This window comes from Minwuia thermotolerans (assembly GCF_002924445.1).
Taxonomy (GTDB): domain Bacteria; phylum Pseudomonadota; class Alphaproteobacteria; order Minwuiales; family Minwuiaceae; genus Minwuia; species Minwuia thermotolerans.
In genome coordinates this window covers 72237-84611 of the sequence record NZ_PIGG01000065.1, presented here as the reverse complement: position 1 = coordinate 84611, position 12375 = coordinate 72237, and the positions used below count along the sequence as shown (strand labels likewise).

Annotated in this window: 12 protein-coding genes; 10 read left to right on the top strand and 2 right to left on the bottom strand. The window is 67.5% G+C overall.

Going from position 1 to position 12375, the window contains the following annotated elements:
• Window positions 1-8 precede the first annotated feature (8 nt).
• From phnC to CWC60_RS18635, 5 genes are all read left to right on the top strand, one after another.
• A complete protein-coding gene (gene phnC, locus CWC60_RS18655; protein WP_109795434.1) occupies window positions 9-833 on the top strand; it encodes a phosphonate ABC transporter ATP-binding protein in 825 nt (274 codons plus the stop codon).
• Between the two features lie 61 nt (window positions 834-894).
• A complete protein-coding gene (phnD, locus tag CWC60_RS18650; protein WP_109795433.1) occupies window positions 895-1800 on the top strand; it encodes a phosphonate ABC transporter substrate-binding protein in 906 nt (301 codons plus the stop codon).
• A gap of 78 nt (window positions 1801-1878) precedes the next feature.
• The gene (gene phnE / locus CWC60_RS18645) at window positions 1879-2727 is read left to right on the top strand and encodes a phosphonate ABC transporter, permease protein PhnE (protein ID WP_109795432.1); all 849 of its coding nucleotides are present in this window, start codon (window positions 1879-1881) and stop codon (window positions 2725-2727) included.
• Window positions 2724-4073 (top strand): phosphonate ABC transporter, permease protein PhnE, encoded by a 1350-nt coding sequence (gene phnE, locus CWC60_RS18640; RefSeq protein ID WP_206420030.1) that lies wholly within the window; start codon window positions 2724-2726, stop codon window positions 4071-4073. Before phnE (CWC60_RS18645) ends, phnE (CWC60_RS18640) begins: the two co-directional genes overlap by 4 nt.
• A gap of 89 nt (window positions 4074-4162) precedes the next feature.
• A complete protein-coding gene (locus CWC60_RS18635; RefSeq protein WP_109795431.1) occupies window positions 4163-5554 on the top strand; it encodes an SLC13 family permease in 1392 nt (463 codons plus the stop codon).
• Between the two features lie 6 nt (window positions 5555-5560).
• Here the strand turns inward: CWC60_RS18635 and CWC60_RS18630 are convergent, their stop codons facing one another.
• Both CWC60_RS18630 and CWC60_RS18625 read right to left on the bottom strand, forming a co-directional pair.
• The gene (locus CWC60_RS18630; RefSeq protein WP_164516631.1) at window positions 5561-6154 is read right to left on the bottom strand and encodes a TetR/AcrR family transcriptional regulator; all 594 of its coding nucleotides are present in this window, start codon (window positions 6152-6154) and stop codon (window positions 5561-5563) included.
• Between the two features lie 22 nt (window positions 6155-6176).
• Window positions 6177-7508, bottom strand: coding sequence for a phenylacetate--CoA ligase family protein (locus CWC60_RS18625; protein WP_206420028.1), 1332 nt, complete (start codon window positions 7506-7508; stop codon window positions 6177-6179).
• A gap of 130 nt (window positions 7509-7638) precedes the next feature.
• Between CWC60_RS18625 and CWC60_RS18620 the strand changes: the two genes are divergently transcribed.
• The 5 genes from CWC60_RS18620 to CWC60_RS18600 all read left to right on the top strand — a co-directional run bounded on the left by CWC60_RS18620 (window position 7639) and on the right by CWC60_RS18600 (window position 12304).
• Window positions 7639-8898, top strand: a complete 1260-nt coding sequence (locus CWC60_RS18620; protein ID WP_109795429.1) for an aromatic ring-hydroxylating oxygenase subunit alpha — start codon at window positions 7639-7641, stop codon at window positions 8896-8898.
• Window positions 8898-9389: an aromatic-ring-hydroxylating dioxygenase subunit beta gene (locus CWC60_RS18615; RefSeq protein WP_109795538.1), complete on the top strand. Its 492-nt coding sequence runs from the start codon at window positions 8898-8900 to the stop codon at window positions 9387-9389. The genes CWC60_RS18620 and CWC60_RS18615 overlap by 1 nt, the downstream gene beginning before the upstream one ends.
• A gap of 11 nt (window positions 9390-9400) precedes the next feature.
• Entirely contained in the window at window positions 9401-10210 is an 810-nt protein-coding gene (locus tag CWC60_RS18610) for an enoyl-CoA hydratase/isomerase family protein (protein WP_109795428.1), read from the top strand.
• A gap of 103 nt (window positions 10211-10313) precedes the next feature.
• A complete protein-coding gene (locus CWC60_RS18605) occupies window positions 10314-11255 on the top strand; it encodes a cyclase family protein (protein ID WP_109795427.1) in 942 nt (313 codons plus the stop codon).
• Between the two features lie 11 nt (window positions 11256-11266).
• Window positions 11267-12304: a uroporphyrinogen decarboxylase family protein gene (locus CWC60_RS18600; protein ID WP_109795426.1), complete on the top strand. Its 1038-nt coding sequence runs from the start codon at window positions 11267-11269 to the stop codon at window positions 12302-12304.
• Window positions 12305-12375 lie beyond the last annotated feature (71 nt).

The following is a 12375-nucleotide window of genomic DNA, read 5'->3' as shown; positions in this document are numbered from 1 at the left end:
GGTGAGCGTTGCTGGAAGTCTCGCAGATCAGAAAGGAATTCGGCGGCCGCGTGGTGGCCGTCGACAATGTCAGCTTCGGTGCCGACAGGCCCCAGATGATCGGCGTGATCGGGCGCTCCGGCGCCGGCAAGTCGACCCTGCTCAGGATGATCAACCGCCTGACGCCGGCGACCGCCGGCGAAGTCCTGGTGGAGGGCCGCGACGTCCTGCGTCTCAAGGGCGCCGAGAAGCGGGCCTGGCAGCGCGACTGCGCCATGATCTTCCAGCAGTTCAACCTGGTGCCGCGGCTCAATGTCGTCACGAACGTGATGCTGGGCCGCCTGAACGGCCACGGCGCGCTCCGCAGCCTGTTCTCTATCTTCGGTGACGACGACATCGAACGCGCCCTGTCGGCGCTGGACCGCCTGGGCATTGCGGGCCAGGCGCTGCAGCGCGCGGAGACGCTGTCCGGCGGCCAGCAGCAGCGCGTCGCCATCGCCCGGGCCCTGACCCAGAATCCGAGGATGGTCCTGGCCGACGAGCCCATCGCCTCGCTGGACCCGCTGAGCGCCGAGGTGGTGATGAAGTCGCTGCGCGAGATCCACGAGCGCGACGGGCTGATGGTCATCTGCAACCTGCACACCCTGGACACGGCGCGCGCCTATTGCGACCGGGTCCTCGGCATGCGGCAGGGCAAGCTGGTGTTCGACGGCCTGTCGAGCGAACTCAACCCGGCCGTTGTCCGCGACATCTATGGCGCAGACCACGAGATCAACGAGGCGACCACGTCCACGTCGATCGGCCCGGTGCCGCGTCCCGCAGAGCATATCGGCCCGGCGGCCGTACCCGCCTGAGGACAACGCCGCGCCGCGACAAACATCTTCGTTCGAGTCCAAATCCGAGAGGGAGACGACCATGAAGTACACAACCATCCTGGGAGCCGCCGCGGCGGCGATGATCTCGACCGGCGCGCTCGCGCAGGACAAGATCGACGAGTTCCGCATCGGCATCCTCGGCGGCGAAAACGCCTCCGACCGCCTGCGCTCCAACGCCTGCCTGGAGGAGAAGACCGAGAAGCTGCTGGGCGTGCCCGTCAAGCTGTTCGCGCCGGCCGACTACAACGGCGTCATCGAAGGCCTGCTAGGCGGCAATCTCGACATGGCCTGGCTGGGCGCGTCCGCTTACGCCAAGGTCTACCTGACCAACCCCGACGCGGTGGAGCCGGTGCTGACCAAGATCAATACCGACGGCTCCTTCGGCTACCACTCGATCGGTTTCGCCCGCATCGACAGCGGCATCGAGAACCTGGACGACATGAAGGGCAAGAAGTTCGGCTTCGGCGACCCGAATTCGACCTCCGGCTACCTGATCCCGTCGGTCGAAATCCCGAAGGCCGGCTACTCCATGAAGCCGGGCGATCACTTCGGCGACGTCATATTCACCGGCGGTCACGAACAGACCATCGTCGCGGTGCAGAACGGCGATATCGATGGCGGCGTGAGCTGGGCCGACGGCCTCGGCAACTGGGAAGACGGCTTCAACTCGGGCGCCTTCCGCAAGGCGGTCGACGCCGGCCTGGTGGACATGACGCAGCTCAAGGAGATCTGGCGCTCCAAGGTCATCCCCGAGGGCCCGATCGTGCTGCGCAAGGACCTGCCCGAAGACGTCAAGCTGAAGGTCACCGGCTTTCTGGCAAGCCTGCCGTCCATGGATCCGGAATGCGCCTACGGTTTCATGGCCGGCGAGATCAAGGCCATCGCGCCGATCTCCCACGCCGACTACGAGAGCATCGTGGCCGCGCGCCAGGCGAAGTCCAACTGATCATCGTCTGACCAGAGTAACGGGCGGTCCGGATCGCCGGGCCGCCCGCGCTTTTCCTGCCAGCGGCGGCCCCCACCCATGAACACGTCTCCGTTCCACGAAGAACTGCTGCGGATGAAGCGCCGCCGCCAGCTCTACTCCATGGCTGTCGTGGCCATCGTCGCCGCGGTCATCGTCGCCGGCTACGGCCAGGCCAATTCCATGAACTCCGGTGGCTTCCTGAGCGGTCTGCAGCAGTTCTTCGACTATCCCGGCGAGATTGTCGTGGAGGCCTGGCAGGCAGGCCCTGCCTTCTTCGGTCTGCTCATCCGGTTCCTGCCGGCCCTGATCGAGACGCTGAACATCGCCGCCGTCGCCACGATCCTGGGGGGCCTGGCGGCCGTGATCTTCGCCTTCCTCGGCGCCTCCAACCTGAATGTCTGGCCGCCGGCAGTCCCGGTGGCGCGACGACTGATGGATCTGTTGCGCGCCTTCCCCGAACTGATCGTCGCGCTGTTCCTGATCTTCGTCCTGGGTACCAGCCCGGTGCCGGCGATGATCGCCGTCGCCCTCCACACCACCGGGGCGCTGGGCAAGCAGTTCTCCGAGGTCAACGAGAACATCGACCGCAAGGCCATCGAGGGCCTTGAGGCGGTCGGCGCGAGCTGGTTCCAGCGCATGAAGTTCGGCGTCCTGCCGCAGGTGCTGCCCAACTATCTGAGCTATTTCATGATGCGCTTCGAGATCAACGTGCGCGCTTCGGCCATCCTCGGCTTCGTCGGCGCCGGCGGCATCGGCTCCGAGCTTCGCCGCACCATCGGCTGGGGACAGGGCAGCGGCGACGAAACCGCGGCGCTCTTCCTGCTGCTGATCATGGCCATCTTCGCCATCGACCAGGCGTCATCCTGGATGCGCCACCGCGTGTCCGGCGGAGGACTGCCGGCATGAGCGCCCCGGCGATGAGCATGGACACCGGCGAGGCGGTCCCGACGCGGGGCCGGATCGCCCGCGCCGTCCGCATGCAGTCCCGGATCGGCTTCGCCATGCTGGCCGGCGTGCTGGTCTATCTCGCCTACGCCTGGTTCGCCTTCGACGTCAGCGGCCTGATCGCCAGCGCGCGGCCGGAGCGGGCGGCCCTGCTGGCCACCGACGCGGTCGCCCACAAGGTCCATGTCGAGAAATCGTTGCGCTTCGGCGACGTGGTGATCGCCGTCGAGGGCGAGCGCACGGCGACCTACAAGACGCCGCCCGAGTGGGTGGACATCGACGGAGAGCGAGTCCGGGTCGATATGGGGGACGGTTACACGGCCCTGATCGAGGGCCGCACGGTCGTCCTCGACGCGCCGGACTATGGCCGGATCCGGGTGACCGCCACGAAGGACGGCGTCGAGACGGAATTGCCGTCGGGCGAACAACCGGACTGGCTGCGCGCCACCGACGCCAAGTTCGACGCCCGGCCCAGCCTGGCGCAGCGCGTGCAGGTCTCCCGCGCCAAGATCGAGGTGCACCGGTATTTCCTCGGCTGGGAGAATTTCTTCTTTCCATTCGACTCGCCGCTGGCCGCCCTGTCCTTCGGCGAAGTCACGGATCTGGTCTTCGACGACCGGCGGCTGAACCCGGAAATCTCCAACGCCACGCTGGTGTTCCGCAGCTTCTGGGAGAACCCCGACTGGCAGCACGGCAACGTCTTCGTCGCCCTGCTGGAAACCCTGCTGATGGCGGTGCTCGGCACCTTCACCGCCGCCTTCGTCGGGCTGCCGCTGGCCTTCCTGGCGGCGCGCAACTTCACGCCCTCGGGCGCGCTTCGCTTCTTCGTCAGGCGCGTGTTCGACTTCCTGCGCGGCATCGACATGCTGATCTGGTCGCTGATCTTCATCCGCGCCTTCGGCCTGGGGCCGCTGACCGGCGCGCTGGCCATCGCCTTCACCGACACGGGCTCGCTGGGCAAGCTGTTCTCCGAAGCGCTGGAGAACATCGACAGGAAGCAGGTCGAAGGCGTCAACGCGACCGGCGCGTCGAAGCTGCAGACCTATCGCTTCGGCGTCATCCCTCAGATCCTGCCGATCTTCGTCTCCCAGGGCCTCTACTACCTGGAATCCAATACCCGTTCCGCGACCGTGATCGGCGCACTGGGCGCCGGCGGAATCGGCCTGATGCTGGTGGAGACCATGCGCACCTCGCGCGACTGGGAGAACACCCTCTACATCATCATCCTGACGATCCTGCTGGTGATCGCCATGGACAACCTGTCGGGCCTGCTGCGCCGCCGGTTGATCCAGGGCAAGCCGGACTGACCGTCCGCCCCTTGCGGCAGATCAAGACAAGCGCCCTGTGAACCTGAGAGACTGGCCCCCGTTCGCCACCGCGAAGAGGGGAAGGAACCGTGAACCGGTTGAGCCGATTTGTGGTCATCGCCGCCGTCCTGGCCGCTGCGACGCTGCTGTGGCTCCCGCCCGCGACGAGCCTGTCGCCGGCGGCGCTCGCGGTTGCGGCGACGGGCATCGTGATGGCTGCGCTGTGGATGACGGAAGCGCTGCCGCTGGCGGCCACCGCGTTGCTGCCGCTGGTCATCTTCCCGCTGCTGGGCGTCATGCCGCTCGACGCGCTCGGCCGATCCTACGCGCACCCGCTGATCTTCCTGTTTCTAGGCGGCTTCATGCTGGCGGCGGCGATCGAACGCTGGGGCCTGCACCGGCGGCTGGCGCTGGCGGTGATGCGGCTGGCCGGAAAGCGGCCTTCGGGGGTCCTCGCGGCCGTCATGGCGGCGACCGCCTTCCTCAGCCTGTGGATCTCCAATACCGCCTCGGCGATGGTGATGGCGCCGATCGCGGCCGCGATCGCAGCCCGCGAGGGCGCGAACTCGCCCTTCGCCACGGCGCTGATGCTCGGTGTCGCCTACGCCGCCACCATCGGCGGCATGGGATCGCTGATCGGCACGCCGCCCAACGCCCTTTTCGCCGCCTACATGGCCGAGAGCCACGGCATCGAGATCGGCTTCGCCGACTGGCTCGCCGTCGGCCTGCCGGTGGTGGCGATCATGCTGCCCGCCGCCTGGCTGCTGCTCGGACGCGCGCTCTACCGGCTGCCCGACTCCTTCGACGCACCGCCGGAAACGGCCCTGCCGCCCTGGACCACGGGCGAGCGGCTGGTCGCCATCGTCGCGGGGCTTACGGCGCTGGCCTGGATCACGCGTCCGCTGACCGCGTCGCTCCTTCCGGCGATCGAAATCAGCGACGGCGGCATCGCCATGGCCGCGGCCGTGGCCCTGTTCGTGCTGCCGGCCGGGCGCGGCTCCCGCCGGCGTCTGCTGGACTGGCCGACGGCGGCGGGCATCCGCTGGGACGTGCTGCTCCTCGTCGGCGGCGGGCTGGCGCTGGCGTCAGGCATCGAGCAGTCGGGGCTCGCCTCATGGATCGGCGCCCAGTCGTCGGCTCTGAAGTACTGGCCTGAGTTCCTGGTGCTGCTGGCGATCGCGGCAACCATCGTCTATCTGGGCGAACTGGCCAGCAACACGGCAATGGCTGCGATCTTCCTGCCCGTCGCCGGCGCCATGGCCATCGGTACGGGGGCCGACCCCCTTACCTTCGCCCTGCCCGTCGCGCTCGCGGCCTCCATCGGCTTCATGCTGCCGGTGGCGACACCGCCCAACGCCATCGTCTTCGGCAACCCCGCAGTGGGCCGCGTCGACATGCTCCGCGCCGGCGCCATACTGAACCCCATCGGCCTCGTCGTGGCTCTCGCCGCCGGTATGATCATCGGACCACTGGTGTTCTGAGACCGCTCAGCCGGCACCTCGGCCCTTGAGCCAGGTGTCGGCGGCCATGTCGGCGTATTCCTCGGGGCCGACCGGGCCCGACGGATCGTACCAGATGTAGGTGTAGTTGATCATGCCGACCAGCATCATGGTGCGCGCCGAAAGCGTCCGGCGGTCCCGGCCCGCAGCCGGATCGCAGGCGGCGATCAGGTCGCGCACGACGGCGAGGATATCGCGCTGCTTCGCTTCGATGGCCGCGCGGTCGTCCTCGGCCAGGTTCTGGAGATCGTGCAGCAGGGTGACCTGTAGATCCTTCGAGGCGGCGTTGATCCTGACGAAAGTGCGGACCGTGTCGCGGAAACGCATCTCCGCGCCGCCCTCCCCCGCCGCGGCGCGGCGGACCGCAGCCAGCATCATGTCCAGATGCTCGTGCAGCATCTCCGAGAGCAGCGCCTCCTTGGAGGCGAAGTAGTGGTAGAGCAGGCCGCGCGAGATGCCATTCGCCCTCGCCAGATCGGCGATCGAGGTATTGGCGTAGCCCTGCCCGGCGAAGACCGTCGCCGACCGCCTCAGGATCCCCTGGCGGATTTCGTCGTAGTTTTCTGCCTGCGTGCGCGCCATCCGTCCGCCTTGTCTCCGCCGGTCAGCTCCGAACCAGAACCCGCTGCGCCTTGGCTTCATAGCGCGGCAGGGCTCCCGCCGGATGACACTCCACCGGCACCTTCAGTCCCAACCGGCTGGTGAGGCTGCGGCCGACCGCAGCGGCGAGGTCATCCGGGTTGCCGTTGTAGCCGTTCTCCTGCTCGATCGCGACCGTCACGCTGTTCGGCGAACTCCCCGGCTGGTCGACATAGATCTGCCAGGCTTCCTTGACCGTTCCCGGCGTGGCGGCCACCACGTCCTCTATCTGTGACGGATAGACGATGACGCCACGAACCTTCAGCATGTCATCCGATCTGCCGATGATGCGCCCGATCGCGCCCATGCCCTTGCGGCCGCACGGACAGCCGCCTGAATGCTCGGCCACGCGCACCAGATCACGGGTGCGCCACCGCACCACCGGCGACGCCTCCTTGTCGAGCGTGGTCACGACAAGTTCTCCCACTTCTCCCGGACCGACCGGGGTCAGTGTCTCGGGGTCGAGTATCTCCACCAGCACACTGTCTTCGTTCATCAGGTGCATCTCGTCGCGCTCATGGCTCCAAGGACAGGTGCTGGCGACAATGGGGCCGCCGGCTTCGGTCGTGCCATAGGTGTTGAAAGAGCGGAATCCCTCCGGCATCTCGGCTTCCAGTTCGTCCCGGAACGCGCGGGAAACCGACTGGCCGCCGATCACCGCATGCTGCAGTTTCCAGTGGCGTTTCGGATCGATGCCCTTTTCCTTCGCCGCGCGTATCAGACTGGAAAGAAAGACGGGGGATACGGTCGCCAGCGTCCACTCCATGTCCTTCAGCCATTCGACAACGAGATCGCTGCGGCCGGGGCCGAGGGGGAAGTTCGTCACCCCCAGTTCCGCCATGCCGATGTCATAGGCCAGGCCGCCAGCCCAGAGCCCGAACCCGAAGCCGTTGTAACCGCGGTCCCCCGGCCTGACCCCGTGGCTGTAGAGCTGCCGGGCGACCTGCCGGGCCAGCAGGTCGATGTCGTTGTCGGTGAACCCGAACAGGACCGGCAGGCCGGTGGTGCCCGACGTGGCGCAGAAACGCTGCACAGCGGCCGTCTCGACCCCCAGCATGGGCAACGGATAGCGTTCCCGAAGCTGCGACTTTTCCAGGAAAGGGAGCGCCTCCAGCGCCTGGCGGTCGGCAAGATCCCCGGGCTTCAGACCGGCCTGACGAAAATGCTCGACCCATTCCGGCGACCGGGCGAGGCGCTCGCCCAGCGCCGCCAGCTTGCCGTTCTGGAGTTTCAGAAGATCGTCCCGCTCCAGGGCCTCGATTTCGGGTTCGAGCATGGTTTCGTTCGGCTTGCGCATCGCGTTTCGTCCTCCCCGTCAGAATACCGTCCGCCACTTCCCAGCCGGCGCACTCGCGACCGTTGCGCCCTGGGTGGCGTTGTATTATAAACCGGACGACCGTTCAATGTATAACAGCGGGACGCCAGCCATGAACCTTTCGGTACAGCCGACCGATCTTTCCGACCGTATCCGGGGCGAGCACATCCACGGCTCCCTCTACACCGACCCGGCGGTGTTCCAGGAAGAACTGGAGAAGATCTGGTACCGGACATGGGTCTATGTCGGGCACGAAAGCGAAGTGCCGGAGACCAACGATTTCGTGTTGAAGTCGATCGGCCCGCAGCCCGTGATCATGACCCGCGGCGCCGACGGCGAGGTCCACCTCCTGCAGAACCGCTGCCCGCATCGCGGCAACCAGGTCTGCACGCGGGCGAAGGGCAACGCGCGGCGCTTCACCTGCCCCTTCCACAACTGGACCTTCGAAAATGACGGCCGGCTCGCCGCCTATGCCTTCCCCGAGGGTTATGCGGACCGCGACATGTCGGAACTGGGCCTGGGCCGCGTGCCGCGGGTCGCCAGTTACCGTGGCTTCGTCTTCGGTTCCTTCGCCGGGACCGGCCCCACCCTGGCGGACCATCTGGGCGGCGCGGCGGAAACCATCGACCGGCTCTGCGAGCATTCGCCCGAGGGCGAAGTGGAACTGACCGCCGGCTTCCTGCAGCACCGGGTGAAGGCGAACTGGAAGTTCGTGCTGGAGAACGAGACCGACGGCTATCACCCGGCCTTCGTCCACGCCTCCATCTTCAAGGTCGCCGAGAGCGGCCTCGGCGGGCTGTACGGGGACAGATCGACGGCGCTCACCCGCGATTTCGGCAACGGCCACACCGAGATCGACCTTCGGCCCGAGTTCCGCCGCCTGGACAGGCCCATGGGCTGGTTCGGCACGACGCCGGAGAAACTGCCGGACTATGCGTCGGCGATGGCCGCGGCTCACGGCGCGGACAAGGCGCGCGAGATCATGATCGACGGCACGCCACACGTCATGATCTTTCCCAACCTGTTCATCGCCGAGATCCAGATCTTCGTCATCCAGCCGCGGGCCGTCGACGACACCGTCCAGCACGTCACGGCCTTGCAGTTGAAGGGCGGACGGGAGATGAACCGCCGCCTGCGGCAGCAGACCATGGGCTCGGTCGGCCCGGCCGGTTTCCTGCTCGCCGATGATTCGGAGATGTATGAACGCACCCACCGCGGCGTGCAGAGCCTGCAGCCCGAATGGCTGTTCCTTGGCCGGGGCGACCACCGCGAGCGCCGCGATGCCGACGGCTACATGGTGGCGCACGCCACCGACGAGGTGCCGTCGCGCGGCATCTGGCAGCACTACCGCCGCCTGATGGAGGCGGCATGATGCTGGCGCCCGCGACCGACGAGGCCCTGCTCCGCCGGGTGGAGCGGTTCATCTACCGGGAAGCCCGCCTGCAGGACGAACACCGCTACGAGGACTGGGAACATCTCTGGGCCGACGACGCCATCTACTGGGTGCCGGCCAACGGGGCCGACATCGATCCCGAACAGCAGATGTCGATCATCTATGACAACCGCAGCCGCATCGGCGTTCGCGTGCGCCAGCTCCTGACCGGCAAGCGCTACACCCAGGAACCGAAATCCTCGATCCGCCACTTCGTCACGAACATCGAGATCGTCGGGCGCAGCGGCGCCGACATCGCCGCTGCCTGCAACGTCATGGTCTACGAGTCGAACCTGCGCGGCGAAACCATCTGGGCGGCGCGCACGGACTACACGCTGCGCGAGGCGGACGGCGCGCTGAAGATGGCGCGCAAGAAGGTGGCGCTCGTGAACAACGACAAGCCGCTCTACACCCTGTCCTTCCTGATCTGAGGAGCCGACCGATGACCGACCTGCCGATCACCGAGGGCAATGTCCTGCTCTCGGTCGAGGACCACATCGCCCATGTCCGGCTGAACCGGCCCGAGTCGGCCAACGGCATGTCGGTGGAACTGCTGCGCGACTTCTACGAGACGGTGATGATGGTGCACGGGGCCGACGACGTCCGCGCCGTGGTGATCACCGGGGCAGGCAAGAACTTCTGCGCGGGCGGCGACATCAAGGCCTTCCATTCCAAGGGCAAGCATGGTCTGCCGGCCTACAACCGCCGCGCCACGGCCTATCTGCAGGACGCGATGCAGGCGCTGATGCGGCTCGACGCGCCGGTGATCGCTGCGGTGCAGGGCTACGCCACGGGCGGTGGCGGTTTCGGCATGGTCTGCGCCGTCGATCTGGTGGTGGCCGCGGAGAGCGCGAAGTTCCTGGCCGGCGCGACCAGGGTCGGCATGGCGCCCGACGGCGGCACGACAGCCACCCTCCCCGCCATCGTGGGCCAGCGCCGGGCGATGGAAATCCTTCTGCTGAACCCGACCATGAGCGCGGCGGAGGCGAAGGGTCTGGGCATCGTCAACCGGGTGGTCCCGGATGGGACCGAGTTCGATGCGGCCATGGAAATCGCACGGACACTGGCCGCAGGTGCGCCGCTGGGTCAGGCGGCGGTGAAGCGGGAACTCCGCAACCACGGCAAGCTGCCGGTCGAGGCCGTCTTCACCGAGGAGGCCCGGATCGTGGCCGAGCTTTCGGGAACCGACGATGCGATGGAAGGCCTCGCCTCGATGATCGAGCGACGCCCGGCCCGCTTCACGGGGCGGTAGTTCTCTATCGGAGCCTCGTCCGCACGCGCGCGAACGGGGATGACAGCAAGAGGAGCGCCCCCTAGCCTTCCTCGCGGGGAGAAACGCCGCGGGGAGGTGCAAGGTGACCTGGAAGCTGCCGGACTATGACGACCTGCCGGTGATCGAGAAGATCGGCCTGCGCCACGCCTGGGGCGTCTTCGGCGAGAATGACGAGCTGGGCTGCATCAACCTGCTGACGCCCGAATGCCGGCTGGCGGCGGCGAAGGAGATCCGCCAGGGCCGGGTGGTGAACCTGTCATTGCCGCTGAACGAGCCCGATCCGCCGCTTTTCGGCCGCCAGCCGCTCCGTCACGAGATATTCAACCTGGACCGCAACACGCTGGACGACCGGCTGGACTCGCTCTACCCGCAGGCTTCGAGCCAGTGGGACAGCCTGCGCCATGTCCGCGCCCGGGAATTCGGCTACTGGGGCGGCGTGACGGAGGACTTCAAGCCCGGCCCGGGCCGGCTGGGGATCGAGCACTGGGTCGAGCACGGGATGGTCGGCCGCGGCGTCCTGCTCGACGTCGCCGGCTGGTTCGCTGACCGTGGCGAAGATTACCACGCGTTGAAGCCCCGCGCCGTGACCGCCACCGAGCTGGAAGCCGTCGCCGCGCATCAGGGCGTCACTATCGAGCCCGGCGACATGCTCTGCCTGCATTTCGGCTGGGTCGAGGCCTACCGCGCCCTCGACCGCACGGCCCGGGAGAACTACGTCGGCAACATCAGTCACGCCGGCCTGAACGCCTCCGAAGAGGAAGCACGGCGGCTGTGGAACTGGCACCCGGCGGTGCTGGCCTGCGACAACCCGGCGGTGGAGGTCATACCGGGCGATCCGGCGATCGGCTCGCTGCACCGCCGCGTCCTGCCGCTGATGGGCTTCTGCCTGGGGGAGATGCTGGACTTCAGCGCGCTCACCCGGGAGTGCCGCGCGGCCGGCAAATGGACCTTCATGATGACCGCGGTGCCGCTCAACCTGCCCGGCGGCATCGGCTCGCCCGCCAACGCCATCGCCATCATCTGAGGAGAGGCGCCATGTTCGACCGGCTCATCCCGACCATGCTGGTCGGCAGCTATCCCCAGCCGGCATGGCTGGTCGACCGCGACGCCCTGCTGGGCAGCGCCCCGCCACGGGTGCGGATGGCGCAGGTGTGGCGGCCTTCGGCGGACGTTCGCGAGGAAGCGCAGGACGACGCCACACTCGTCGCCCTGCACGATCAGGAGCGTGCAGGAATCGACGTGGTCGGCGACGGCGAAGTCCGGCGCGAGAGCTATTTCAACCACTTCGCCAATGCCCTGGAGGGAATCGACATCGACAATCCGGGCACCGTCCCGGGCCGCACCGGCAAGCCGACGGAGGTCCCCCGGGTCGTCGGGCCCATCCGCCGCACGCAGCCCGTGCAGGCGCGCGAGGTCGCCTTCCTGCGCGGCCAGACGGAGAAACCCATCAAGATCACCCTGCCGGGCGCCTTCACCATGGCGAAGATGGCCAAGGACGAACATTACGGCGACCAGGAAGCGCTGATCGCGGCCTATGCCGACGTCCTGAACGCAGAGATCCGCGATCTCAAGGCGGCCGGCGCGGACGTCATCCAGCTCGACGAGCCGCACATGCAGGCCCACCCGGAGGAAGCGCGCCGCTTCGGCGTCGCCGCCATCGACCGGGCGCTGGAAGGCATCGCAGGACCGACCGTGGTCCATGTCTGCTTCGGCTATGCCTATGTCGTGAAGGACAAGCCCTCGGGCTACTCGTTCCTCGCCGAACTCGATGCCTGTTCGGCCGACGCCATCTCCATCGAGGCCGCGCAACCGAAGCTGGACCCGGCCATCGTCGAGCGCCTGCCGTCCAAGCGGATCGTCTACGGCGTGCTAGATCTGGGCGACGAAGCCGTCGAGACGCCGGAAACCGTCTCCCGGCGGCTGCGCGGCGCGTTGCAACACCTGCCGGCGGAACGGCTGATCGCGGCGCCGGACTGCGGGATGAAATACCTCGCGCGCGATGTCGCTTTCGGCAAGCTCAAGGCGCTGGCCGAGGGCGCGGCAATCGTGCGCCGCGAGGTATCAGGCGTCTGACCGTTCAGAACATCCCCACGACCACCATGACCGCCAGAAGGGCCGCCAGACCCACGGTGATGTAGATGAAG

Coding starts and splice junctions, on each gene's coding strand:
- phnD (WP_109795433.1), top strand. CDS start 895: ATGAAGTACACAACCATCCTGGGAGCCGCCGCGGCGGCGATGATCTCG.
- phnE (WP_109795432.1), top strand. CDS start 1,879: ATGAACACGTCTCCGTTCCACGAAGAACTGCTGCGGATGAAGCGCCGC.
- phnE (WP_206420030.1), top strand. CDS start 2,724: ATGAGCGCCCCGGCGATGAGCATGGACACCGGCGAGGCGGTCCCGACG.
- CWC60_RS18630 (WP_164516631.1), bottom strand. CDS start 6,154: ATGGCGCGCACGCAGGCAGAAAACTACGACGAAATCCGCCAGGGGATC.
- CWC60_RS18625 (WP_206420028.1), bottom strand. CDS start 7,508: ATGCGCAAGCCGAACGAAACCATGCTCGAACCCGAAATCGAGGCCCTG.
- CWC60_RS18620 (WP_109795429.1), top strand. CDS start 7,639: ATGAACCTTTCGGTACAGCCGACCGATCTTTCCGACCGTATCCGGGGC.
- CWC60_RS18615 (WP_109795538.1), top strand. CDS start 8,898: ATGCTGGCGCCCGCGACCGACGAGGCCCTGCTCCGCCGGGTGGAGCGG.
- CWC60_RS18610 (WP_109795428.1), top strand. CDS start 9,401: ATGACCGACCTGCCGATCACCGAGGGCAATGTCCTGCTCTCGGTCGAG.
- CWC60_RS18600 (WP_109795426.1), top strand. CDS start 11,267: ATGTTCGACCGGCTCATCCCGACCATGCTGGTCGGCAGCTATCCCCAG.